The organism is Nonomuraea sp. NPDC049419, assembly GCF_040676995.1.
GTDB classification, from domain to species: domain Bacteria; phylum Actinomycetota; class Actinomycetes; order Streptosporangiales; family Streptosporangiaceae; genus Nonomuraea; species Nonomuraea salmonea.
Map to the genome: position 1 here is coordinate 101,346 of NZ_JBFAQB010000015.1, position 24,202 is coordinate 125,547.

Here is a 24,202-nt window from a genome sequence, read left to right on the forward strand (position 1 = left end):
GGTCAGCGGGTCCGAGCCACCAGCAGGGCGATGTCGTCCTCGGCCGGGGTGTCGCCGAGCATCGAGGAGACCACCGACGTGCACAGCCGCTCCAGCGGCCGCGGCGCGGCGGCCAGCGCGGCGCCGAGCCGGCGCAGGCCCGTCTCCAGGTCGCCGGCGCGCGTCTCGATGAGGCCGTCGGTGTAGAGGGCGAGCACGGTGCCCGGCTCCAGCTCCAGCTCCAGCGACGCGAAGGCCCCGAGCCCGACGCCGATCGGCGTGCCGCTGGGGATGCGGGGAAAGGACATCTCGCCCGACGGGAGCAGCAGCGCGGGCGGCGGATGCCCGGCCCCGGACATCACGCAGCGGCGGGTGGCCGGGTCGTACACGGCGTACAGGCAGGTGGCGCCCGTGGGGTCGTTGGGGTTGTCGTCCTCTTCCTCGCTCAGCCGGACGACGAGCTGGTCCAGGTGCGTGAGCACCTCGTGCGGGCTCAGCCCCACGTACGCCAGCGTGCGCACGGCCGTCCGCATCCGGCCCATGGTGGCGGCTGCGTTGATGCCGTGCCCGGTCACGTCGCCGACGACCAGCCCGATGCGGCCGTCCGGCAGCTTGATGACGTCGAACCAGTCACCGCCGACGCCCTCGTGCACGTCGGACGGCAGGTAGCGGGAGGCCACCTCCAGCGCGTCGCCGCCGCTCAGCCCGCGCGGCAGCAGGTCGCGCTGCAGCGCGAGCGCGGTGTTGCGCTCGCGGGTGTACTGGCGGGCGTTGTCCAGGCTGAGCGCCGCCCTGGCGGCCAGCTCCTCGGCGAGGATGAGGTCGTCCCTGCTGAACGGCTGCTCGTTGTCGGTGCGGGCGAACACGGTGACGCCCAGGACGTCGCCGCGCGCCTTGAGCGGCACGATGAGCAGCGTGTGCATGCCCGTCGCGCGCATGAGCCCCGCCCGCTCGGGGTCGCGGTCGAGCCAGGAGCCGGGCGAGAAGTCGATGACGGGCTCGTAATGCGTCCGGCCCGTGGCCACGACGTGCGAGAACGGCGACGCCTGCCGGATGAAGACCGCGTCGTTCAGGTGCCAGCGGGCCTCGGGGATGCCCTCGTGCACGGAGGCGAGGCCGGCCCGGCGGAAGGCGGGGATCCGCACCGGCTCCGGCTCGGTGGCCAGCCGCTGCAGCGGCGTGGTGTCGGGCAGCACCGACTCGCCGAGGTCCACGCAGACGAAGTCGGCCAGCGCGGGCACGGCCAGCTCGGCCAGCTCCTGCGCGGTCTTGCGCACGTCGAGCGTGGTGCCGACCCTGATGCTCGCCTCGCGCAGCAGGTGCAGGCGGTCGCGGGCGCGGCTGTCGGTGATGTCGAGCACCAGCGTGCACACGCCGAGCGGCCGGCCGTCCACGCCGTCGAGGCGGGAGATGGACGACGACAGCATGCGTTCCTCGTTCTGGTCGGCCGAGGTCCACCGGGACTCGCGATCGATGACGGGCACGCCGTCCTTGAGCACCCTGCGCATGACCTCCAGGAGGTTGCCGTTGTCCCGTCCCGGGACGGGGTCGGCCATCGACTGGCCGATGCCGTAGTAGGGAAAGCCCTCGGTGAGCCGCTCCGCCTCGGCGTTGCGCCAGACGCAGCGCAGGTCGCGGTCCCAGATGGCCATCGCCACGGGGAAGCTGTTGATCAGCGACTCCAGCAGCGAACCCGTCTTGCCCGACAGGTCCTCGTCGGCCGGCACCGCCGACAGCAGCCACGCCTGCCCGGCCAGCCTGGTCGCCAGCCGCGCGCCCTCGACCCTGACGAGCAGCCGGTCGCCGTCGCGGTGGCGCAGCTCCGCCAGGCCGTGCCAGCGCTCCTTGTCGTGGAGCCGGCCGCTCCACAGGTTGGTCCTGCCGGGCATGAGCAGCAGGCGTCCCGACCGGCCCACGATCTCCTCCGACCGGTAGCCGGTGAGCTCCTCGGCGGGCGCCGTCCATCCGATCACGGTGCCCACGACGTCGACCACGAACAGGGCCGGCGACTTCTTCGTGCCCGCGCCCAGCATGATGTCGGATACCGCCATGTCCCTCCCCGTCCGGTTTGCCGTGAACCGCCCCAGACGCCCCAGCATAGCCACGCTGACCTGGGATGACGCGTTCATGGCCGGCGCTTTGCGCCCCGCTGGTCAGCCGAGCGCGTGGTCGAGGTTGAAGGCCGCGCTGATGAGCGCGAGATGGGTGATGGCCTGCGGGAAGTTGCCGAGCTGCTCGCCGTTGTGCCCGATCTCCTCGGCGTACAGGCCGAGGTGGTTGGCGTAGGTGAGCATCTTCTCGAACGCCAGCCTGGCCTCGTCGAGGCGACCGGCGCGGGCCAGCGCCTCGACGTACCAGAACGAGCAGATCGAGAACGTGCCCTCGGGCCCTTCCAGGCCGTCGGGGCTCATCTCGGGGTCGTAGCGGTAGACCAGCGAGTCGGAGACCAGCCCCTGGCCGAGCGCGTCGAGCGTGGACAGCCACTTGGGGTCGGTCGGCGAGACGAACTTGGCCAGCGGCATCATCAGGATCGAGGCGTCCAGCACGTCCTCGTCGAAGTGCTGCACGAAGGCGCCCAGGTCGGGCCGCCAGCCGTGCCGCATGATGTCGCGGTAGATGGTGTCGCGGGTGCGCCGCCAGCGCGGCGTGTCGGCGGGCAGGCCGCGCTGGGCCGCCATGCGCATCGCGCGCTCGATCGCCACCCAGCACATGAGCCGCGAGTAGACGAAGTTCTTACGCCCGCCGCGCGTCTCCCAGATGCCCTCGTCCGGCTGGTCCCAGTTGTCGCACACCCAGTCGACCAGCCTGCACACGTCCTCCCAGCGGTCACTGGAGATCGGGTCGCCCCACTTGTTGTAGAGGTAGATGGAGTCGATGAGGGCGCCGTAGATGTCGAGCTGGAGCTGCTCGGCGGCGGCGTTGCCGATGCGCACGGGCGCCGAGCCGCGGTGGCCCTCCAGGTGGCGCAGCTCCTGCTCGGGCAGGTCGGCGCGGCCGTCGATGCCGTACATGATCTGCAAGGGGCCCGCGCGGCGGTCGCGGCTCACCTTGATGTGCTCGGACAGGAAGCTCATGAACGCCTCCGCCTCCTCGGTGAAACCGAGCCTGAGCAGGGCGTAGACGCAGAACGCGGCGTCGCGGATCCACACGTACCGGTAGTCCCAGTTGCGCCCGCCGCCGATGCGCTCCGGCAGGCTCGTGGTGGGAGCGGCGACGATGCCGCCGGTCGGCGCGTACGTGAGGAGCTTGAGCGTCAGCGCCGAGCGGTGCACCACCTCGCGCCAGCGGCCCCGGTAGCGCGAGGCCGACAGCCAGCGCCGCCAGAACCGCACGGTCGCGGTGAACTCGGCCTCCGCCTCACTGAGCGGGCAGCCGCGCGGCGCGACCCCCGGCGCCATGTTGTCGAGGGCGAAGACGGCGTGCTCGCCCTCGCTCAGCTCGAAGGCCGCCCAGGCGTCGCGCTCGTCGGTCTCGAGCGGCACGCTGGAGGTCAGCGAGAGCGCCAGCGACGGCGAGGCGAACGTGACGATGCCCGCCTCGCGGGTGACGACGTGGGGCTGCCTGGCGTAGTCGAAGCGGGGCGACACCCGGGCGCGGAACGGGATGCTGCCGCGCACGCAGGAGACCCGGCGGATCAGCCGGTGCCGGTCGGCCTCGCCCGAGCCGTCGGCCACGGGCATGAAGTCCTGGATCTCCCCCACGCCGTCGTCGGCGAAGAACCGGGTGATCAGCACGTTGGTGTCGGGGAAGTAGAACTGCTTGGTCGTGGCCGGCACGTCGGCGCACAGGTCGAAGGAGCCGCCCCGGTCGGCGTCGAGGATCGAGGCGAAGACGCTGGGGGCGTCGAAGCTGGGGCAGCAGTACCAGTCGACCGTGCCGTCGGTGCCCACGAGCGCGACCGTCCGCAGGTCGCCGATCAGTCCGTGCTCGCCGATCGGCAGGTATCGGGCGTCGCCGCCGGGTGCCTGCATGCCACCAACGTACGCCGCCGCCCGTCAGACGCGGCTCTGCCGCAGGTAGGGGCAGGTCAAAGGCCATCAGATCTTCCTCATGGTTTGGCGATCTCCTCCCGGGTAAGGAGCCACGTCGCCCGCGGAACCTCCCGGCCCTCGGCGGGCAGGATGACATGCCTCTGGAGTTCGAACTGCGGTGCCCGATCTCGGCCGACCTCGGCCTGATCAGGGACATGGTGCGCCTGCACGGTCAGTACTGCGGGCTGCCCGAGCGACGCCTCGAAGACCTCGTGCTGGCCACCAACGAGGCCGTCACGAACGTGCTCGACCACGGCGGCAAGGCCGGCGTGCTGACCGCCCGCGGCCTGCCCGACGGGGTGATGGTGCAGGTGCTCGACGTGGCGGGGCAGCTCACCCGCGCCCATCTCGCCGCCGCGAGCCTCGACCAGACCGCCTCGCACGGCTACGGCCTGTGGGTGATCCAGTATCTGTGCGACGCGGTGACGGTGGAGCAGACCGACGAGGGCTCGCTGCTCACCCTGTACGTTCACCACGACCCGCGCCCGCCGGCCCGCAACGGCAGCCGGCCGCAGCGCGTAGGGGGCTGATCTTCGTCGTACCCCGGGGTTAGGTTCTGACCATGCGCGAATCTGGCACGGGCCCCGGCCCCATCACCCCCGACGGATCCCCTGTCGACTTCTACACCCTGCTGCGCGCCGGCGCCGAGCCCGGCCTCATCGCCGGGGTGACGCCGCCCGGCGGCTCGATCCTCGAGCTGGGCTGCGGCGTGGGACGCGTGACGCACCCGCTGGTCGAGCGCGGTTTCACGGTGGTCGCCGTGGACGAGTCGCCCGACATGCTGGCTCACGTGCGCGGCGCGCGGACCGTCCTGTCCCGCGTCGAGGACCTGCGGCTCGCCGAGCGCTTCGACACGGTCGTGCTGGCCTCGCAGCTCGTCAACACCGTGGACGACGCCGCGCGGCGCGCGATGCTGGCCACCTGCGCCGGGCACGTCGCGCCCGGCGGCGCCGTGGTCCTCCAGTGGATGCCCGCCGAGGCGCAGGACCGCTGGAAGGCCGGCACGATCCGCACGGAGGGCGACGTCACGATCATGATGTCGGCGCACGAGGTGGTCAGGCCCGGCGTCTCGGCCGCGACCATGGAATACGCCCACGTCAAGGACGGCGCCAGGACGGTCTGGACGCAGTCGTTCGAGTCGCTGCGGCTGACGGAGGACGACCTGGCCGCGGAGCTGGCGGCGGAGGGGCTGCGCCTCGACCGGTTCCTCACCGGGGACCGCACCTGGGCGATCGCCTTTACGGCGTAGATCACACCAAGGCGTCGATCTTCCAGATTTACTGGAAAATGCTGGGACTGTTGGTAAAGTCGCGCCATGAGTGACCGGCTGGACGATCTCGAACGGCGGATCGACGAGCTGCGGGCCGGCGTGCGCAAGGCGATGCGCGCCAGGGACGGCGCCGCCGCGCGGGTGCTGCGGGCCGAGCTGCGCAGCGCCGAGCGCGCCTGGGACGCCCTGGTGTGCGGCGCCCGGCCCACTGATGAGCCCGCCGAGGAGCCCGCCAAGGAGGGGCCGCCGCGCCTGGTCACCGTGCGCGAGCAGGTGCACCAGGGGCTGCGGCTGCTCGGTGCCGCCGCCCAGCCGCGGCTCATCGTGGCCGTCAGCGAGGCGTTCTTCGGCGGCACCATCCGCAGCGGCCAGCTCACCAGCCTGCGCAGGGACGAGGAGCGCTCGTTCCGCGCCACGCCGTTCGGGCGGCCGTACTATCTGTGCGCCGCGCTCACCGACCGCCTCTCCCCCGCCCGCGGCCTGCTCACGCTGAGCACCTGGCCGCTGGAGCGGCGCGTGGTCGGCCCGCTCAGCCCCCGCGTCGACTTCCTCGCCTGCGCCATCGCGGTGGCCCGCGAGCAGGCGAGCAGGGAGCGAGAGCAGGGCGCCGAAAGAGGCAGCCGCTTATTGCTGCGCATGGCGCGCAACATCCCCGGCGCCACGGACGGCACGCTGGGCCCGCCCGACCCTGAGCGGGTGGCCCGCGCGGCCCAGGCCGAGCTGCGCGTCCACGTCGATCGCGACACGCGGGACCGCGCTGAGCTGGCAGAACGCGCCGCCGCGCAGCTCGGTGACGCCGCCAGGCTGTTCGGCGCCGCTACGCTGAGCACGATCAAGAAGGAGAACGCCAAGTGAGCGGCTTGAAGCGCGAGGGCGACCACGTGCACCGCCTGGAGGCGCTGCGGGGCACCACACCGCAGCAGCCGCACGACGCCCGCGCCATCGCGGCCCTGGCCGCCAACCCCGGCTGCGCCCGCCGGGCCCTGATGGACGGCGCCGGCATCGACAAAGACGCCGCCGCCCGCCACCTGGGCTTCCCCGCGCCGTTCGGGCAGTCGCCGTTCGCGATCACGCGCGGCAACATGTTCGAGGCGCAGGTGAAGGCCGACGGGTGCGCGGAGCTGCTGCGCATGCTGCGCGAGCTGCTCGGCCTGCCCGTCGCCGAGGTCGCCTACCACGACGTGGAGAACGTCGGCGCCCACCTGCGCCACGCCCACACCAGGACGCTGATCGACCGGGCCGCCCGCGACGAGCACGACGCCGGCACGCTCTACGACCATCCGCTGCTCACCCTCGACATCGCCGGCCACACCGCCTACCTGGAGCCCGACGTGGTGGCCTTCCAGCTCGGCGGGCGCTTCCACATCGTGGAGATCAAGTCGTTCGCGGTGATCGACGGGCAGGCCGACCCCGCGGCGGTCGCGGCGGCGGCCCGGCAGGCGGCGGTCTACGTGCTGGCGCTGCGCACGCTGCTGGAGGAGCTGGGCCACGACCCGCTCAAGGTCTCGCACGACGTGGTGCTGGTCTGCCCGGAGAACTTCGCCAACCGGCCGGTCGCCTCGCTGGTCGACGTGCGCAGGCAACTCGCCGTGCTGCGCCGCCAGCTCACCCGGATGACCACCCTCGACCGGCTGCTCGCCGACCTGCCCGACGACCTCAGCTTCGACCTGCGGCCCGGCGAGGACGGCCGGCCCACCAGGCCGGTGGCCGAGCTGGCCGACGCGCTGCACAGGACCACCGCCCGCTACGCGCCCGACTGCCTGTCCACCTGCGACCTGTGCTTCTTCTGCCGCGACGAGGCCCGCCAGGAGGGCGCGTCCGACCTGCTCGGCCGGCAGGTGCGCGACGAGCTAGGCGGGGTGGCCTCGGTCACCGAGGTGCTCGGCCTCGCCGACGGCTCGCTCGACCCCGCCGAGGGGCAGGAGGAGATCGCCCGCCTGCTCCGCAACGCCGAACGCCTGCGCAGAGAGTGCCTGACGTGAACCCGACCCCGCCGCCCGGCCCGGCTCCCCTGCGGGAGAGCCCGGCATGAGCCTGCTGACCTCGCTCGCCCGGCTGCGGGCCCTCCAGGAGGGCATCGCGCAGCCCGTCGCGACCGTCAGGCACTGCCACCTGTCCGAGCGGCCCATGGTGTTCATCCCGCTGAAACTGTCGGGCGAGGCCGCCGCGCCGCTGGCCGCCATGCTCGGCACCGAGCGCGACCGGCCGCGGCTGCTCGTGGTGACGCAGCCGCGCAACCGCGACCTGCGCTTCGCGTGGGCGGCCGAGGTGGCGGGGGTGCTGCTGCCGTACATCGAGGGGTTCCTGCACGACACCGAGACGGTCGAGCGCAGGAACGCCGACCCCTACGAGCGGGCGCTGGACGCGCCGCAGGTGATCGTGCCCAACCCGGCCGGCGTGGCCTTCACCCGGCTGCTCGGCCGCTCGACCCGGTTCCGCCGCGCCGACGGGCCCTACCCGGTGCCGGAGTCGGTGCCGCTGCTCGGGCGGTGGCTGACCTATCTCGGGGAGCGGGCCGCGTACCCCGGCTCCTCGCTGATGCTGGCCGCGACGGAGGAGCTGGGCCGCCACTGGGCCAGCGGGCAGAGCTCCCTGGAGGACGCCAACCTGGCCGCGCTGCTCGGCTGGATCACCACCGGGCCCAGCGACGACGCCGAGGACCCGCTGATCTGGCCGCCCGCCGGGCCCGCCACCGATCCCGGGTTCGACGCAGAGGTGCTCGCGCCGGCGATCGAGAGCGAGTCGCCCGAGCGCATCACCGAGGCGCTGCGCACCCAGCTGGAGCCCACCTGGCGGCTGATGTGGCAGGCGATCGACCTGCTGGCCGGGCTGCCGGCGGGCGCGAGCGTGGCGCAGCGCTGGGAGCAGGACCGCGGCTCGTTCAGCGGCATGGCCGTGCACATCGCCGAAGGCGCGCCGCCGCAGGCCAGGCGCGACGGCGCGGTGGCCGCCGCGGCCAAGCTGGCCCGCATGGAGCGCGCGCAGGCCGCGTACGACGTGCAGCGCGCCTACGACGACCCCCTCGTCATGGCCGAATACCGGCTGACCGGCGAGGCGTTCGCCGGCGAGGTGGTCGAGACGGTGCCCGACAACACCGAGGGCGAGGGCCGCTCGCGCAAGCTCCGCCCGCTCGTGGTGATCAAGACCGACGATCCCGTACGCCTGCCGCCCGGCACCTCGCTCGGCACCCCGCAGCGCCGCGGTCAGGGCGCCGAGCTGGTGGAGGCCGCCCAGGGCCTGGTCACCCTGAAGATCACCAAGGGCATGGGCAGGGGCAAGACGCCCGCGCCGGGCGCGGTGCCGGAGCTGGGCGAGCGGGTCTGCTACACCTCGCTCACCGACGACTTCCAGGGCTCCCCCGCCCTGCCGGAGGCCGAGGCCACGCCGTGGACGCACGGCGGCCCGCCGCAGGAGTACGTGCCCGACGACGAGGACGCCCAGGAGGACTGGTCGTGACCGACAGCCCCGAGCAGGTCATCAGGAACGTCCTGGCCGACCTGCCCAGGCACCGCGGCGTGGTGGTCGACTCGCCGCCCGGCGCGGGCAAGTCCACCCTCGTCGTACGCGCCGCCGCCCACATCGCCGCCACCGGCGAGCCGCTGATGATCGTCGCCCAGACCAACGAGCAGGTCGACGACCTGGTGGCGCGGATCTCCGACAAGCACCCGCACCTGACCGTGGGCCGGCTGTCGGCGAGCGGGTACGTGCCGCCGCTGCGCATGCTGGAGCTGCCCGGCGTCCGCGTCGGCACCCGCATCCAGGACCTCGGCGACCCCGACGTCGTCATCGCCACCGCCGACAAGTGGGCGTGGATCGGCGACCGGGTGTGGCCGTGGGCGATCGTGGACGAGGCGTACCAGATGCGCTCGGACAAGCTGCTGCGCATCGCGGGGCTGTTCGAGCGGGCGCTGTTCGTGGGCGATCCTGGGCAGCTCGACCCGTTCTCGATCGTGGACGGCGACCGCTGGTCCGGCCTGTCGTGGGACCCGTTGCAGAGCGCGGTCGCGGTGCTGCTGCGGCACAACCCCGACCTGCCCGTGCACCGGCTGCCGGTGTCGTGGCGGCTGCCCGCCTCCGCCGCGCCGGTGGTGTCGCGGGCGTTCTACCCGTTCACCGGGTTCCGCTCCGGCACCGGCGAGGGCGACCGGCGGCTGGAGCTGTCCACCGGGGGCATGGGCACCGTGCACGACCGGGCGCTGGAGGAGGCGGCGCGGTCGGGGTGGGCGCTGCTGGAGCTGCCGAACCGGCACACCGTGCGTACCGACGGCGAGGCCGTGCAGGCGGTGGCGCTGCTGGCCGAGCGGCTGCTGCAGCGCGGCGCGGTGGCCGGCTCGGAGCAGGGCGAGCGGCCCGTGACGGCCGACAGGATCGCGGTCGGCGCGGCGCACCGCGACCAGGTGGCCGCCATCCGCGCCGCCGGGCTGCCGCCCGAGATCACCGTGGACACCGCGAACCGGCTGCAGGGCCGCGAGTACGACGTCACCATCGTGCTGCACCCGCTGTCCGGCCGCCGCGACGCCACGGCCTTCCACCTGGAGTCGGGCCGGCTGTGCGTGCTGGCGTCCCGGCACCGGCACGCCTGCGTGGTGGTGGCCAGGGCGGGCATCGCCGAGCTGCTCGACGCCCATCCGTCGGCCGAGCCGGTGCAGCTCGGGGTGCCGGTGAAGTTCCCCGACGGCTGGGAGGCCAACCAGTCGGTGCTGGAACACCTGGCCAGGCACCGCGTCTGAGCGCGAGGCCGGAGCGGGCGGCACGCGTCTGAGCGCGAGGCCGGAGCGGGCGGCCGGAGCGGGCGGCACGCGTCTGAGCGCGGGGTCAGGGTCGGCGGCGGGTGTCTGGGCGCGGTCTTATGCGGGTGCGGATGCTCCCGCGGCTGGTTCCGCGGTCAGGTTGCGGCGCCAGACGTCGACGACGAGGACCGGGCGCATGCCGGCCGACTCGTACAGGCCGAGTGCCGGGGTGGTGTTGTTGGAGTCGACGTGCAGGAGCGTGCCCTTGCGGCCGCGGGCGGCGTCGGCGGCGAAGGCGTGCCGCAGCAGGAACCTGCCGAGCCCCCTGCCGCGGAAGGCGGGCAGCACGGCGAGCGTGGCGACGTAGCCGCAGTCCTCGTCGGCGACGAACTGGTCGTTGCCGATGACCACCGCCGCCGGGACGCCGTCCACGCGGGCCAGCGTGAGCTGCGACCAGTCGGTGACGGACATGGCCTGGCGGCGTTCGTACCACTGCTCGTAGCCGACCCGGACGAAGCCGAAGTGCTCGGCGAACCCTTCCTGCTGCACCGCGTGCGCCGCGCGCCGCACCTCCTCGCTCTCCCCCGTGTGCAGGGTGACGCCCGCGGGCACGTCAGGAGGCTGGAGCGGCCCGTCGTGGTCGATGCGCATGCGGTGGAAGCAGGTGCCTGGCTCGAAGCCCAGCTCGCGGACGCCGGCCTGCTTGCGGACGTCGTCGCGGTAGACGCCGAGGTGCAGCGTGACGCTGTCGTGCCCCAGCTCGGCCCCCAGCTCGGCGGCGCGGCGCAGCACCAGCGGCCACAGCTCGTCCGCCAGGCCGGGCACGCCGGGACGGACGAACACCTCGACGTCCAGGAGGTCGCTGTCACCCATGCGGCAGACCCAGGCGTAGCCGTCGGCCCGTCCGTCCCGCGTGAGCGCGAGCCAGCCGTCCTTGTCGCGATCGAAGCCGGGCTCGACCAGCTCGTCCTCGATGTCGGCGAGCGTGGTGTCGGGCTCGCCGATGACCTCCGTGTTGTACGCGCAGACGAGCTCGAAGATGCCGGCGGCGTCGTCCAGCCGGGGCCGCCTGATGGTGTGCATGGTGCCGATTGTCCCGAACCCGCTCCCGAACCGCCTCTCCTTTTCCGCGCGGCGGCCGGAGGCGGACCGGGCCGCCCGTAGAATGAGGCGAACTTACCGGCCGTCAAGTCGAAAAGGTGCAGAGGTGCGCGAAGACACCCGATCCCGGATCCAGGAGATCGCCCTGCGGCGCTTCGCGGAGCAAGGGTACGAGGCGACCTCGCTGCGCGAGATCGCCGAGGAGCTCGGGGTGACGAAGGCCGCACTCTACTACCACTTCAAGACCAAGGACGACATCGTCGCCAGCCTGGTCGAGCAGCGGCTGAGCGAGCTGGAGGAGCTGCTCGCCTGGGTGCGGAGCCGGCCGAAGACGGCGCGGACGCGCCGCGAGTTCGTCGAGCGGTACGCCGCCGGCGTGCGCGCCACCCGCCACCACGGCATCGCCCACTTCCTTGAGCGCAACCAGACCGCGCTGCGCGACCACCCGACCCTGATCGAGATCCGCGAGCGGCTGATGGAGCTGGCGTCGGAGTTCACCGAGCCCGGTGCGACCGCCACCCAGCGTGTCAGTCACTCGCTGGCGCTGTTCGCACTGCACTCCGGCAAGTGGCTGATGAACGAGGACGAGCTGTCGGAGGAGGAGATCCACCAGGCGACGGTCGAGGTGGCGCTCCGGCTGCTGGAGACCTGAGCGGTTTCCGGCCTGACTCCGCCTATACGGACGATTGGGGCGGGATTTTCGGGGCAGTGGCTCGTCACGCATCCATATGGGGAGGAGACGTGGTGGAGGCTACGATAGCGCTCCGATTGCCCAGGGATGCGGCGAGCGTGCCGCTGATCAGGCAGCTGCTGGACGGCACGCTGCGCTCGCTCGGCGTCGAGCCACAGGTACGCGACGACATCGAGCTGATGCTCACCGAGGCGTGCTCGAACGTCATCAAGCACGCGGGGCCGAGCGACGACTACACGGTCAGCGCGTCCGTCCACGACCACCTGTGCGTGATCAAGGTGGTCGACACCGGCAACGGCTTCGACCCGCGCAAGCTGCTCGACCCCGATCAGAACTCCGAGCACGGGCGCGGCATGCAGATCATGCGCGCCCTCGCCGACGACGTCCGCTTCACCAACCGGCGCGAGCACGGCGCGGTCGTCTGCCTGGAGAAGCGCCTGCGCTACGCCCCCGGCGCGGCCGGCCAGCACCTGACCGCCACCTGACCCCCTCACCTCCGGCCGGACACGCTCTTCTCAGACGCCCCGAGATGGAGACGGCGGCGGATCCTGGGCGCGTGCCGGCTGAGCGTGGCCCGCCTGCGCTCCGGCACCCCCTCACCGCACAACTTCAGCTCCAGCCCGGCCCCCGCACGCGGATGACCCGCCGCGACCGGCTTCACCTCCCGGCCGGGCCCCGCATCCGGCCTCGATGGAGACGCCGTTTCCGGCCCCGCGTCCGAGCCCGCCGCCGGCTCGGATGGGGGCGCCGTAGCCGTCGCCGGGCCCTCCTCTGCGGAGGGCTCTGCGGAGGGCTCCTCTGCGGAGGGCTCCTCTGTGGAGGGCTGGGGCTGCGGCGTGCGGGCAGGGCGGGCTGTGGGGCGGGCTGTTGGGCGGGCTGCGGGCTGGGAGTGGAGCAGGCGGTGGAGGCGGAGGCGGGCCGTGCGCCAGCGGGCCATCGAGGCGGCCAGCCCGAGCAGCACGAGCATGGCGACCGCCGAGATGAGCAGCACCGCGAGGACGATGAGGATGAGGACGACCGTCAGGGTCCCGATCAAGCCGAGCACTGTCATCATTTGCCGGACAATGCCCGCCCACCAGCGCTTTATGCCAAGAATTGAAGATAGATCGGGCTTACTTCGACCCGCCGTCGAGCTGCTCGGGCCACCCCGGCAGGAGATCGAGCCGCCGCAGGATCACGCCCTCGCGCAACGCCCACGGGCACACGTCGAGCCGGTCCACCTCGAACAGGTCCATCGCCGCGTCCGCCACCAGCGCCCCCGCGGCGAGCTGCGCGGCCCGCCCCTGCGACACCCCCGACAGGCGGGCTCGCGCGGCCGCCTCCATGGTGGTGAGCTTGGCCGCCCAGTCGGCCATGTCCTGGCGGGACAGCGAGCGGGTGACGTAAAGGCCCTCGCCGGAGGGCGCCGCGCCGGCGATCCTGGCGAGCTGCTTGAAGGTCTTGGAGGTGGCGACGGCACGGTCGGGGCGGCCGTACCGCATGACGTCGCCGACCGTGCGGGCGATCTCGGCGCGTACGTGCTTGCGCAGGCTCCGCACCTCCTCGGCGGAGGGCGGGTCGGCGGTGAACCAGTCGCGGGTCAGCCGCCCGGCGCCGAGCGGCAGCGAGACGGCGGCGTCGGGCTCCTCGTCCACGCCCGCGGCGATCTCCAGCGAGCCGCCGCCGATGTCGAGGGCCAGCAGCCGCCCCGACGACCAGCCGAACCACCGCCGCACGGCCAGGAACGTCAGCCTGGCCTCGTCGGGCCCCGACAGCACCGCGATGTGCACGCCGCAGCGCCGCTCGACCTCCGCCAGCACCTGCTCGCCGTTGGCGGCCTCGCGTACGGCGGAGGTGGCGAAGCACAGCAGGTCCTCCACGCCCTTGTCCTCGGCGATGCGCACGGCCTCCTCGACGAAGCCGCCGAGCCGCTCGACGCCCTCGGGGCCCAGGTTCTGGTCCTGGTCGAGGTGCTCGGTCAGGCGCAGCTCGTCCTTGTGGGAGTAGGCGGGCAGGGGCCTGGCGCCGCGGTGGGCGTCCACGACCAGTAAATGGACGGTGTTCGAGCCGATGTCCAGCACGCCGAGTCGCATGGGAGAACGCTACCGTCCTGCGGCTTTCGCGAGGTGACCCGGCGGGCGACCAGGACGGCCGCGTGATCGCGGGCACGCTCCAGGCACTACCCTTCCTGATGGCATGACACGTTTGGGGGGACCTTTGAGCGCTTGTTGTGGCCCGAGCAGGGAGGGCACCGCCGGGCCGTATCAGGAAGCCGTCCAGATCACCCGCAGGAAGCCCGTGCTGCGCGGGATGGTACGCATTCCCGGCGGAACGTTCCTCATGGGCGGCGACGATCCGGACGGCCGGCCCGAGGACGGCGAGGGGCCGGTGCGCGAGGTACGCGTCGATCCGTTCCTCATCGACCCGGTCTGCGTGACGAACGCGCAGTTCGCCACGTTCGTCAAGGACACCGGTTACGTGACGGAGGCCGAGCGGATCGGCTGGTCGTTCGTGTTCGCCCAGTTCGCCTCCGCCGGGGTGATGGACGCGAGCGTGCCCGGCGCGCCCTGGTGGGTCGGCGTCGAGGGCGCCACGTGGCGCTCCCCCGAGGGCCCCGGCTCGTCGATCGGCAACCGGCAGAACCACCCCGTCGTGCACGTGTCGTGGAACGACGCCGTCGTGTACGCCACCTGGGCCGGCAAGCGGCTGCCCACGGAGGCCGAGTGGGAGATGGCGGCCAGGGGCGGGCTGGAGCGCAGGCGTTACCCGTGGGGCGACGAGCTGGCCCCGAACGGCCGGCCGCGCTGCAACATCTGGCAGGGCCGCTTCCCGACCGCGCCGAGCAAGGGGACGATGCCGGTCAAGTCGTTCCAGCCGAACGGCTACGGGCTCTACAACGTCGCCGGCAACGTGTGGGAGTGGACGGCCGACTGGTGGGGCACCGAGTGGCAGCCGCACGCCGACAACCCGCTCGGCCCGGCCGACGGCACGGCGAAGGTGATCAGGGGCGGCTCGTACATGTGCCACGACTCCTACTGCAACCGCTACCGGGTGGCGGCGCGCACGTCGAACACGCCCGACTCGTCCACCGGGCACACCGGCTTCCGCTGCGCGGCCATAGTCTGAGCCCATGTCACGAACCCTGCGACTGTTGATCACCGGCGGCGGCACCGGTGGTCACACCTATCCGGCCCTGACGACCCTGTCGGCCGTCCAGCGACGTCAGGTGCCGCACGACGTGCTCTGGGTGGGCACCGCCAACGGCCTCGAGGCCCGCATCACGGCCGAGCACGGCATCCCGTTCAAGGCGATCACCACGGGCAAGCTGCGCCGCCGCCCCAACCTCAAGGAGCTGGGCACCAACATCGCCGACGTGTTCCGCATCCCGATCGGGGTTCTGCAGGCGGTCGCGCATGCCGCCCGCTACCTGCCCGACGTGGTGCTGTCGACGGGGGGTTACGTGGCGGTGCCGATCGGGGTGGCGGCCAAGCTGATCCGCAGGCCGCTGGTGATGCACGAGCAGACGACCGTGGTGGGCCTGGCCAACCGCATCCTGTCGCGGCTGGCGACGCGCATCGCGCTGTCGCACGAGTCGTCGCTGGACCATCTGCCCGCCTCGGCCCGCAAGAAGGCCGTGGTGACGGGCAACCCGATCAGGCCCGAGCTGCTGCAGGGCAGCAGGGCGGCGGCCTACGACCTGTTCGGGCTGACGTTCGAGGTGCCGCTGATCTACGTGACGGGCGGCGCGCAGGGCAGCAAGCAGATCAACACGCTGATCGCGGAGATCCTGCCGCGGCTGCTGCCGCACGCGCAGATCGTGCACCAGTGCGGGCCCGCCTGGATCGACCAGATGCGGGCCGTGCCGCTGCCGCCCGACCTGGCCGACCGCTACCACCCGGTGCCGTACGTCGGGAGCGAGCTGGCCGACCTGTTCGCCGCGGCCGACGTGGTGATCTCGCGCAGCGGGGCGGGCACGGTGTCGGAGCTGACCGCCATCGGCAAGCCGTCGGTGCTGATCCCGCTCATCCCGACCGGCGGCGACGAGCAGCGCAAGAACGCCGGCTACCTGGCCTCGGCGGGGGCGGCGCGGGCGCTGCTGGAGCCGCGTCCCACGGGTGAGATGCTGCTGGCCGAGCTGATGCCGCTGCTGGCCGACCCCGGGCTGCGGCAGACGATGGGGCAGGCGGCGGCCGAGCTGGGCCGCCTCGACGCCGCCGAGGTGCTGTGCGACCTGCTGCTGGAGACCGCCGGCCACGGCGCTCCCGAGGTCTACAGCCGGCGCTAGCGAGCCCGTGCGATCGGGCTCGGGCGTCCATGTCCGTGCGCACGCCCAGGGCCGGGCTCGCGGGTCACGGGTCGAGGGCGCGGAACGCCTCGCGGGCGGAGCTGACGCTCCGCCTCAGCGCCTGTTCCAGCCGGTCGGCGTCCGCGGCCAGGCGCTCCAGCTCCGGCACGGCGAACCCGTCGGCGCCCGTCTCGGCCACCAGTTCCTCGTACTGGTGCATGCGCCCGCGCAGCTCCTCGATCTGGTGGTGGGCCACGTACGCGCGCTCGGCCTCGGTCACGTTGGCGGCGTAGCGTTCGAGTGCCTCGACCCGGGCGAGCACGGCCTCCTCGCTGTTGTCGAGCGCGCGGGCGAGCGGCTCGGCCACGGCCGCCACCTCGGGGGTGAGGCCCTGCGAGACGGTCTCCCTGTGCTTGGTGCGCAGGGCCGACAGCTTGGCCAGCAGCCGGGCGATCTCCCACTCCTGGGCGGGCAGCATGACGGCGTTGCGCACGTCGTCGAGCAGCCCGTCGGTGTTGACGCGGGAGCCGGTCACGGTGGCGATGGCGCGCTGGGCGCGTTCCAGCAGGCGGGCGGCCGACTCGTCGAGGTCGCCGGCGAGCACGTAGCGGCCCTCGTACCAGCGCAGCTGCTCGTAGACCTCGCGCTCGTAGTCGGCCTCCTCGTCGTCGGCCGGGTCGTTGCGCGCGAACAGCACGATGACCAGCGGGATGCCGAGCACGACGAGCAGCAGCAGGTTGACGCCGATGCGCAGGGCGCCGAGGCCCAGCATCAGGCCGAGGAGGACCACCGTGCCGACGGACATCGCGGTGCGGACCCGCCGGCTGGAGACGTGCGGCCGCGGCTCGGGCACCCAGCCGGCGCGCATCTTGAGCAGGACCCGGCGGCTTTCCCTGAGCAGCTGGGCGTCGTCGGGCGGCACACTCGGATCAATCACCATATCCGCCACAAATCCGGATCCTAAGCTACGTCAGTCATCAAGGTGGCGAAAAGCTTCATGCGCGGAGCTGACGCTGTCGCGTAACGCCTGCTCCAGGCGGTCGGCGTCGTCGGACAGCCGGCTCAGCTCCGGCACCCCGGCCCCGTCGGCGCCCGTCTCGGCGAGCAACTCCTCGTAGCGGTGCAGCTTGGCGCTGAGGCGTTCGATCTGGCTGCGGGCGCGGTAGGCGCGCTCGGCGTCGGCGACGTGGCCGGCGTACCGCTCCAGGGCCTCCACGCGCGCCAGCACCGCCTTCTCGCTGCTGTCGAGCGCCCGCGCCAGCGGCTCCGCCACGGCCGCCACCTCGGGGGTGACGCCCTCCGCGACGACCTCCTGGTGCTCGGCGCGCAGCTCCGACAGCTTGGCCACCAGCCGGGCGATCTCCCACTCCTGGGCGGGCAGCATCACGCCGTTGCGCACGCCGTCCAGCAGGCCCTCGGCGTGCACGTGGGAGGACATGACCTGGTCGATGGCCGTCTGGGCGCGCGACAGCAGGGCCCTGGCGGGCTCGTCGAGGCGGTCGCGCAGCACGTACCGGCCCTCGTGACGGCGGGCGATCTCGTAGACCTCGCGCTCCAGCGCGTTGCGCCGCTCCACCTGCACGTCGGGTCTGGGCTTGAGCAGGACGGCCACCATGAGCAGGGCCGACCCCGTCATGATCACTACGAAGGGGGTGTAACGCTCGGCGGTGAACAGCACGAGCCCGTACATCGCCGCGATGAGCGCCGTCACGGCCGCCGCCAGCCGGGCGGCGCGCGCCAGCGGGACGCGGCCGCGATCGGGAGGCGCCCAGCCGGCGCGCATCCGCAGCAGCAGCTTGCGGTTGTCGCGGAGCAGCGTCCCGACATCGTCGGGCACGGACGGATCGACGATCACCTTCGCATATCGTCCGGCCACGTTCTGAGTCCTTCGTACTGATCCTTGGTACGTCTTCCCGTCCGGTCGTCAGCTCTCCAGGTAGCGGAACGCCTCATGGGCGGACTTCACGCTGCGGCGTAAGGTGCGCTCCAGCACGTCGGCGTCCTGCGACAACCGGTCGATCTCCGGCACGGCCAGCTTGTCGGCGCCCGACTCGGCGAGCAGTTCCTCATAGCGCGGCAGCCGGGCGCGCAGCTCCTCGATCTGGCTGCGGGCGTGGTAGGCGCGCTCGGCCTCGGCGACGTGGCCGGCGTACCGCTCCAGCGCCTCCACCCTCGCCACCACCGCGGCCTCGCTGCCGGCCAGAGCGCGTTCGAGCGGCTCGATCACCGCCGCCACCTCCGGCGCGATGCCTCTGGCCAGCAGGTCGCGGTGCTCCAGCCGCAGCGCCGACAGCTTGGCGAGCAGCCGGGCGATCTCCCACTCCTGGGCGGGCAGCATCGTGGCGTTGCGGGCGTCGTCCAGCAGGCCCTCGGCGTTGACGTGGGAGCGCAGCACCGTGCCGATCGCGCGCTGCGCCCTGGCCAGGACGGCCGCCGCCTCCGGGTCGAAGTCCTCGGGGAGCAGGTAGCGGCCGTCGTACCAGCGGGCCTGCTCGTAGACCGCGCGCTCCTGGGGGCGGTGGTCGTCCTCGGCGACCTCGCTCATGGACGCGATCTTCACCAGGACGATGAAGACGTACGTGCCGAGCAGCACGAAACCGGCGGCGGCGTACCGGGAGGCCAGCAGCACCGCCATCAGGGCGATCACGACCGGCGTGGCGGCCAGCAGCAGCGCGCTCGACGGCGTGCGGCGGCGCGCCGGGGCCACCTCGGCGGGCGGCACCCATCCGGCCTTGATCCTGGACAGCAAGGGGGCGTTCGCGCGCAACATTCCGGCCACCTCCGGCGGAACCGCCGGATCTACGACCACACCCACGTTCTGTCCTGGCACCCTGGCGCCCCCAACGCTCGTGATATTGGGATATTACGTTCGTTTCTGCCCAGGTGTCAGCCTCCGGAAGGTCAGTCCAGCGAACCACCAGTTCCGATCATCCAGCACCTTCATCGCCGCGGGCACCAGCACCAGCCGCACCACCGTGGCGTCGACCAGCACCGCGACGGCCGGCCCCACCCCCATCACGCGCAGCGCGCGATCATCGAAGGCGCCGAACGCGGCGAACACGCAGAACATGATGGTGGCCACAGAGGTGATGACCGCCCGCGGTCCGCGCGAGCCCCGTCGGCGACCGCGCGGGGTCGTCCCGCACCACCAGACTCCTGAACACCGGCACGAGCAGCACGAAGGCCGCCGGCGACACGGCACCGACCACCCACGGCAGCCCCGCCCTTCCGCAGCGCTCCCCGGCGTCTCGTACCCGCCCGCGCTCCCCGACGCGGCCACCCGGCTCCAGCTTTCGTGGGGCTCCGGAGGTGGTGGGGTCAGATGCCTGGGCGGATCAGGCCGGTTTCGTAGGCGAGGACGACCAGCTGGGCGCGGTCGTGGACGGCCAGCTTGGTCATCATGCGGTTGACGTGGGTCTTGACCGTGTGCGGGCTCATGGCCAGCTCCTCGGCGATGCGCGCGTTGGTGAGGCCGCGGCCGACGCGGGCCAGGACCTCGCGTTCGCGGCCGGTCAGCGGGGCGAGGCGGCCGGTGTCCAGGGCGGCGGGGCGGGCGGTGAACTCCTCGATGAGCCGCCGGGTGACACCGGGCGACAGCAGGGCGTCCCCACGGGCGGCGACCCGTACGGCGTGGCGGATCTCGGCCGGCTCCGCGTCCTTGACCAGGAAGCCGCTGGCGCCGGAGCGCAGCGCCTCGTACACGTACTCGTCCAGGTCGAACGTGGTGACCACGACGACCCGCACGCCGCTCGCGGTGAGCGCGCGGGTGGCGGCCAGGCCGTCGAGCTCGGGCATGCGGATGTCCATCAGCACCACGTCGGGACGCAGCCGCCGCGCCTCGCGGACCGCCTCCGCGCCGTCGGCGGCCTCCCCCAGCACGCGCAGGTCGTCCTCGGTGTCGAGCAGCGCCCGGAGCCCGGCGCGGACGAGCGGCTGGTCGTCGGCCAGCAGGACGGTGATCATGTGGGCAGCCTGGCGGTGACGCGGAACCCGCCGCCGGGGGCGTTCCCGGTGGCCAGCCGGCCGCCCAGGGCGGCGACCCGCTCGGCCATGCCGGTGAGCCCGTGCCCGCGCCGCACCGGCCCGTCACCCGGGCCGTCGCCCGGCCCGTCATCCGGGCCATCCCCCGGCCCGTCCCCCGGGCCATCCGCCGGGCCGTCCTGGCCGGGCGGGCCGCACGCGGCGTCCTCTGAGGGGATGCCGCGGCCGTCGTCCTCCACCTGGACAGTCACCGCCCCCGGCTCGTACGTCAGCCGCACGGTGGCCGCACCGGCGCCGGCGTGCCGCATGGTGTTGGTCAGCGCCTCCTGAACCACCCGGTAGACGGTCAGGTCGGCGGCCGGAGGGAGCGGACGGCGCTCGCCCTCCACGTCGAAGGACACCGGCAACCCGGCCGTCTCCAGCAGCCGGGGCAACTGCGCGGACCCCGGCTGGGGCGCGTGCCCGGACGTGCCGGGACGCAGCACGCCGAGCACCGCCTTCATCTCGCCCAGCGCCTGCCTGCTGGAGGTGCGGATCACCTGGAGGGCGGCGGCGGCCTCGGGCGGGCCACCGGCTCGCTCGACGGCCTCGGCGGCGACGGCGGCGTGCAGGGCGATCACGGAGACGGTGTGGGAGGTGACGTCGTGCAGCTCCCTCGCCACCCGCAGCCGCTCCTCCTGGGCCCGGCGCAGCGCCTCCTCCTCCCGGCTGCGCTCGGCCTGGGCGGCGCGCCGCTCCACCTCCCGCGTGTACGCCCGCCGCGCCCGCGACACCTCCGCAGGCTGCGCCACCACCAGCACGAGCAGCAGCCACACGAGCACGGCGAGCGCGACGTCGGCCTCCATCCTGCCGAGCGCCGCCACCCCGGGCACGGCCACCAGGAACGCCGCCCCGGCCCACCCCGCGGCCCTGCGCCCGGCGGCGATGGCCGAGAACAGCGCGATCAGCGCGGGCACCGGCCAGAGCGCGATCGCGTACCCACGGGTGAAGATCACCGCCGCGGCGACCGCGCACACGGCGAGCGCCAGGCGGGGCCGCCTGGGCAGCAGCGCGAGCCCGAGCGCCGTGGCGGCGAGCAGCGCATGGCCGAGCAGGTCGAGTGGCCGGGCGTGCGGCTGGTTGCCGTAGGCCATGACGGTGGAGGCGTGCACGCTCACGGCCATGATGAGCACGAGGGCGGTGGTCCGCATACCGGCACCGTAATGCCCGCTTTCCGGCCCGCGCGATACCGCTGTCGCCGTACGAGCGGTACCGCGCATGACGTACGTCATACGCCCCTGGCTGACGCACGGCACTACCCGCGGCACCGCCCGCCCGGCGAAGGTGGGCGCATGAAGGGAAACGCGCTGGAGCTGAAGGCCGTGACCAGGACGTACGGCCAGGTCACCGCGCTCGGCGGCGTCGATCTGGACGTCGGGGAGGGCGAGACGGTGGCGGTGCTGGGCCCGAACGGAGCCGGCAAGAGCACGTTGCTGTCCGTCGCGCTGGGCCTGCGCGCCCCCGACGCGGGCACGGCCACGGTGCTCGGAGGAGCGCCGCCGGAGGCGCTGCGGGCGGGCCGGGTCGGGGTGCTGCCGCAGGAGTCGGGGCTGCTGGAGGACGTGCGGGTGGGCGAGCTGGTGTCGGCGGTCGCCGGGATGTACCCGGGGCGGCCCGATCCCGGGCGGGCGCTGCGCGCGGCGGGGATCGAGGAGCTGGCCCGGCGTCCCGTCGGCCGGTTGTCAGGGGGGCAGCGGCAGCGGGTGCGGTTCGCGCTGTGCGTGGCGGGCGATCCGGAGCTGCTCGTGCTGGACGAGCCGACCGTGGGGCTGGACGTCACGGGCCGCCGCGCCCTGTGGCAGGAGATCAGGGCGAGGACCGCGCGGGGGCGTACCGCCGTCTTCGCCACCCACTACCTGACCGAGGCCGACGACTACGCCGACCGGATCGTGCTGCTGGCCGGCGGCCGGGTCGTCGCCGACGGGACGCCGGCCGAGGTGAAGGCGCTGGTCGGCGGCAACGAGGTGCGGTTCGCGCTCGGCGACGCCGACCCCGCCGAGCTGGAGGGCCTGCCCGGCGTGCGGCACGTCAGCGTGGCGGGCCGCGACGTGCGGCTGCGGACCGGCGACTCCGACGCGACGCTGCGGGCCCTGTTCGCCGCCTACGCCGGCGTCAGGGACGTGCGGGTGGAGAGCGTGGACCTGGAGAGCGCGTTCGTGACGCTGACGGGAGGACGGGACTGATGGGGTCGTATCTCAAGCTGGAGCTGGTGCGCGGGCTGCGCAACCCGGTGTCGCTGCTCATGCTGACGCTCTTCCCGCTGGGCCTCTACCTGCTGTGGACCAAGGTGCTCACCGTGGTGCCGCAGAACCGGATGGACGAGTTCGCGGCGTACTCGATGGTGTCGATGGCCACGTACGGCGCCATGGGCGGCGCGCTGTTCATCGGCGGCGCCATCGCGCTGGAGCGCGGCAAGGGCTGGCTCGACCAGCTCGCGGTGACCCCGCTGCCCGCGTCGGGCTACGTGACGGCCAAGCTGCTGAGCGGCGCGGCGACGGTGCTGCCGAGCATCCTCACCGTGCTCGCCGCCGGGGCGTCGCTGTCGGGCGTGCGGCTGCCGGCCGGGACCTGGCCGCTGCTGGTGGTGCTGATCTGGGCGGGCGTGCTGCCGTTCGCGGCGCTCGGGGTCGCCTTCGGCTACATGCTGAAGGGGCAGGTCGCGACCTTGGCCCTGATGGTGGTCTATTTCGCCATGTCGGTGCTCGGCGGGCTGTGGCTGCCGGTCGAGGCCATGCCGGCCGGGATGCGGGCCGTGGCCGAGCTGAGCCCCGCCTACCAGGCCGGGTCGCTGGGCTGGCGGGCGCTCGACGGCCTCCCGCCGACCGGGACCTCGCTCGCCGTGCTGATCGGCTGGACGCTGCTCTTCTGCGCGCTGGCCGGATGGCGTTACCGTCGGGCACTGTGACCTCGGTGCGGGAGTTCGACTTCAGCAGGGGCCGGGCGGCGGCGAGGGCCGGGGCGTGCGCCTGGCTGCTGCTGATCGTCTGGCCGCTGTGGGTGTTCGCGGGGACGGGCCCTGACCTGCCACGGGTGGTGGCGGTGCTGGGCGGGGTCGCGGTGTTCGCGGCCTGCTGGGTGCAGATCATGTGGCGGATGCTGAGCCACCGGGCCACGACGCCGGACCCGCTCGCGCTGGCGGGGCTGGCCGGTGCGGGGCTGGCGCTGCTGCCGCTGTTCGGGGCGCCGTGGGCGTACGTGTCGTTCGTGTACGCGGTCAGCGCCTGCGCCGCGACCCTGCGCACCCCGGCCTTCGCCGCCTCCGTGGCCGCGATCGCCGGGGTGGAGGCGGCGGCGCTGCTGTCCTTCGGCGTGCCGTTCCCGGGGGTCTGGTGGGTGCCGCTGGTCATCGTCGTGCAGGCCGTCACCGTGCACGGCATCCGGAACATGGGCCTGCTGGTGGCCCGGCTGGACGCGGCCAGGGCGGAGGTCGCCCGGCTGGCCGTGGAGAACGAGCGGCTGCGCTTCGCCCGCGATCTGCACGACACGCTGGGGCACACCCTGACCGCGATCACGATCAGGAGCCAGCTCGCCGCCCGGCTCGCCCCGGCCGACCCGGTCCGGGCCGCCGCTGAGATGGGCGAGGTGGAGGGGGCCGCGCGGCGGGCGCTCGACGAGATGCGGCAGGCGGTCACGGGCTACCGGGCGGCGTCGCTGGCGCAGGAGCTGGAGGGGGCGACGCGCAACCTGGCGGTGGCCGGGATCGAGGTGACCGTCCTGCCCATGGCCACCGACACCGCCGACCGGCCGGTCCCCGCCGCCGCCGAGACCCTGCTCGCCTGGTCCGTACGCGAGGCCGCCACGAACGTCCTGCGCCACAGCCGCGCCCGCCGCTGCCGCATCACCCTGCGCGCGGACGAGACGTGCGCCGAGGTGGAGGTCGTGGACGACGGCCGCGCCCGCCAGAGCACCGGGGACGGCGCCCCGGGGACCGGGAACGGGCTGGCCGGGCTGGCCGAGCGGGTCGGGGCCGCGGGCGGGCGCGTGGAGGTCGGGCCGCTGCCCGGCGGCGGCTACCGGCTGCTGGTGCGCGTGCCGCTGGAGGCCGGGCCGGGGACGGGAACCGGCTCCGGGGTGGGGGCGGGCTCCGGGGCGGGGGCGGCGTGATCCGGGGCGGGG

At 73.5% G+C, this 24,202-nt stretch carries 24 protein-coding genes; 13 read left to right on the forward strand and 11 right to left on the reverse strand.

All coding sequences use genetic code 11. The features are described 5' to 3' along the window. Positions 1–2 precede the first annotated feature (2 nt). A complete protein-coding gene (locus tag AB0K12_RS33955) occupies positions 3–2,030 on the reverse strand; it encodes a SpoIIE family protein phosphatase (RefSeq protein ID WP_364570563.1) in 2,028 nt (675 codons plus the stop codon). A 102-nt stretch (positions 2,031–2,132) separates the two neighbouring features. Beyond that, positions 2,133–3,950 carry a glycoside hydrolase family 15 protein gene (locus AB0K12_RS33960; RefSeq protein WP_364570566.1) on the reverse strand — a complete coding sequence of 606 codons (1,818 nt, stop codon included), beginning with the start codon at positions 3,948–3,950 and terminating at the stop codon, positions 2,133–2,135. 155 nt (positions 3,951–4,105) lie between these two features. Here AB0K12_RS33960 and AB0K12_RS33965 point away from each other — a divergent pair, with 155 nt between their 5' ends. From AB0K12_RS33965 to AB0K12_RS33990, 6 genes are all read left to right on the forward strand, one after another. Next, entirely contained in the window at positions 4,106–4,540 is a 435-nt protein-coding gene (locus AB0K12_RS33965) for an ATP-binding protein (RefSeq protein WP_364570569.1), read from the forward strand. 32 nt (positions 4,541–4,572) lie between these two features. Further along, the gene (locus AB0K12_RS33970; RefSeq protein ID WP_364570572.1) at positions 4,573–5,259 is read left to right on the forward strand and encodes a class I SAM-dependent methyltransferase; all 687 of its coding nucleotides are present in this window, start codon (positions 4,573–4,575) and stop codon (positions 5,257–5,259) included. Positions 5,260–5,325: 66 nt separating this feature from the next. Continuing rightward, on the forward strand, positions 5,326–6,135 hold the full coding sequence (locus AB0K12_RS33975) for a hypothetical protein (RefSeq protein ID WP_364570575.1): 810 nt from the start codon (positions 5,326–5,328) through the stop codon (positions 6,133–6,135). Beyond that, on the forward strand, positions 6,132–7,262 hold the full coding sequence (locus tag AB0K12_RS33980) for a hypothetical protein (RefSeq protein WP_364570578.1): 1,131 nt from the start codon (positions 6,132–6,134) through the stop codon (positions 7,260–7,262). Before AB0K12_RS33975 ends, AB0K12_RS33980 begins: the two co-directional genes overlap by 4 nt. 46 nt (positions 7,263–7,308) lie before the next feature. Further along, positions 7,309–8,736, forward strand: coding sequence for a hypothetical protein (locus tag AB0K12_RS33985; RefSeq protein ID WP_364570581.1), 1,428 nt, complete (start codon positions 7,309–7,311; stop codon positions 8,734–8,736). After that, positions 8,733–10,010 carry an AAA family ATPase gene (locus tag AB0K12_RS33990; protein WP_364570584.1) on the forward strand — a complete coding sequence of 426 codons (1,278 nt, stop codon included), beginning with the start codon at positions 8,733–8,735 and terminating at the stop codon, positions 10,008–10,010. The genes AB0K12_RS33985 and AB0K12_RS33990 overlap by 4 nt, the downstream gene beginning before the upstream one ends. Positions 10,011–10,127: 117 nt before the next feature. Here AB0K12_RS33990 and AB0K12_RS33995 read toward each other — a convergent pair whose 3' ends face one another. Continuing rightward, positions 10,128–11,093 carry a GNAT family N-acetyltransferase gene (locus AB0K12_RS33995; protein WP_364570587.1) on the reverse strand — a complete coding sequence of 322 codons (966 nt, stop codon included), beginning with the start codon at positions 11,091–11,093 and terminating at the stop codon, positions 10,128–10,130. A gap of 124 nt (positions 11,094–11,217) precedes the next feature. Between AB0K12_RS33995 and AB0K12_RS34000 the strand changes: the two genes are divergently transcribed. Continuing rightward, on the forward strand, positions 11,218–11,763 hold the full coding sequence (locus AB0K12_RS34000; RefSeq protein ID WP_364570590.1) for a TetR family transcriptional regulator: 546 nt from the start codon (positions 11,218–11,220) through the stop codon (positions 11,761–11,763). 116 nt (positions 11,764–11,879) lie between these two features. Then, the gene (locus tag AB0K12_RS34005) at positions 11,880–12,287 is read left to right on the forward strand and encodes an ATP-binding protein (RefSeq protein WP_364570593.1); all 408 of its coding nucleotides are present in this window, start codon (positions 11,880–11,882) and stop codon (positions 12,285–12,287) included. A 5-nt stretch (positions 12,288–12,292) separates the two neighbouring features. On the opposite strand, the gene AB0K12_RS34010 is transcribed toward AB0K12_RS34005, so the two are convergent. Beyond that, entirely contained in the window at positions 12,293–12,838 is a 546-nt protein-coding gene (locus AB0K12_RS34010) for a hypothetical protein (RefSeq protein WP_364570596.1), read from the reverse strand. Between the two features lie 76 nt (positions 12,839–12,914). Continuing rightward, complete coding sequence (locus tag AB0K12_RS34015; RefSeq protein WP_364570599.1) at positions 12,915–13,874, reverse strand: Ppx/GppA phosphatase family protein; 960 nt, start codon at positions 13,872–13,874, stop codon at positions 12,915–12,917. 103 nt (positions 13,875–13,977) lie between these two features. Between AB0K12_RS34015 and AB0K12_RS34020 the strand changes: the two genes are divergently transcribed. Both AB0K12_RS34020 and AB0K12_RS34025 read left to right on the forward strand, forming a co-directional pair. Then, entirely contained in the window at positions 13,978–14,907 is a 930-nt protein-coding gene (locus AB0K12_RS34020; RefSeq protein ID WP_364570602.1) for a formylglycine-generating enzyme family protein, read from the forward strand. 4 nt (positions 14,908–14,911) lie between these two features. Further along, positions 14,912–16,066 carry a UDP-N-acetylglucosamine--N-acetylmuramyl-(pentapeptide) pyrophosphoryl-undecaprenol N-acetylglucosamine transferase gene (locus AB0K12_RS34025; protein WP_364570605.1) on the forward strand — a complete coding sequence of 385 codons (1,155 nt, stop codon included), beginning with the start codon at positions 14,912–14,914 and terminating at the stop codon, positions 16,064–16,066. 64 nt (positions 16,067–16,130) lie between these two features. Here the strand turns inward: AB0K12_RS34025 and AB0K12_RS34030 are convergent, their stop codons facing one another. The 6 genes from AB0K12_RS34030 to AB0K12_RS34055 form a co-directional block, all read right to left on the reverse strand. Further along, positions 16,131–17,006, reverse strand: coding sequence for a hypothetical protein (locus AB0K12_RS34030; RefSeq protein ID WP_364570608.1), 876 nt, complete (start codon positions 17,004–17,006; stop codon positions 16,131–16,133). 30 nt (positions 17,007–17,036) lie between these two features. After that, positions 17,037–17,942 carry a hypothetical protein gene (locus AB0K12_RS34035; RefSeq protein ID WP_364570611.1) on the reverse strand — a complete coding sequence of 302 codons (906 nt, stop codon included), beginning with the start codon at positions 17,940–17,942 and terminating at the stop codon, positions 17,037–17,039. A 48-nt stretch (positions 17,943–17,990) separates the two neighbouring features. After that, complete coding sequence (locus tag AB0K12_RS34040; protein ID WP_364570614.1) at positions 17,991–18,836, reverse strand: hypothetical protein; 846 nt, start codon at positions 18,834–18,836, stop codon at positions 17,991–17,993. A 93-nt stretch (positions 18,837–18,929) separates the two neighbouring features. Continuing rightward, entirely contained in the window at positions 18,930–19,148 is a 219-nt protein-coding gene (locus tag AB0K12_RS34045) for a hypothetical protein (protein WP_364570617.1), read from the reverse strand. A 236-nt stretch (positions 19,149–19,384) separates the two neighbouring features. After that, positions 19,385–20,029, reverse strand: coding sequence for a response regulator transcription factor (locus tag AB0K12_RS34050; protein ID WP_364570620.1), 645 nt, complete (start codon positions 20,027–20,029; stop codon positions 19,385–19,387). Beyond that, the gene (locus tag AB0K12_RS34055; protein ID WP_364570623.1) at positions 20,026–21,237 is read right to left on the reverse strand and encodes a histidine kinase; all 1,212 of its coding nucleotides are present in this window, start codon (positions 21,235–21,237) and stop codon (positions 20,026–20,028) included. Before AB0K12_RS34055 ends, AB0K12_RS34050 begins: the two co-directional genes overlap by 4 nt. A 141-nt stretch (positions 21,238–21,378) precedes the next feature. Between AB0K12_RS34055 and AB0K12_RS34060 the strand changes: the two genes are divergently transcribed. Genes AB0K12_RS34060 through AB0K12_RS34070 form a run of 3 tightly spaced genes read left to right on the forward strand, consistent with a single transcriptional unit; the run spans position 21,379 to position 24,190 of the window. Next, a complete protein-coding gene (locus AB0K12_RS34060; protein ID WP_364570626.1) occupies positions 21,379–22,269 on the forward strand; it encodes an ABC transporter ATP-binding protein in 891 nt (296 codons plus the stop codon). Further along, a complete protein-coding gene (locus AB0K12_RS34065) occupies positions 22,269–22,991 on the forward strand; it encodes an ABC transporter permease (protein WP_364570629.1) in 723 nt (240 codons plus the stop codon). The genes AB0K12_RS34060 and AB0K12_RS34065 overlap by 1 nt, the downstream gene beginning before the upstream one ends. Next, positions 22,988–24,190, forward strand: a complete 1,203-nt coding sequence (locus AB0K12_RS34070) for a sensor histidine kinase (protein WP_364570632.1) — start codon at positions 22,988–22,990, stop codon at positions 24,188–24,190. Before AB0K12_RS34065 ends, AB0K12_RS34070 begins: the two co-directional genes overlap by 4 nt. Positions 24,191–24,202 lie beyond the last annotated feature (12 nt).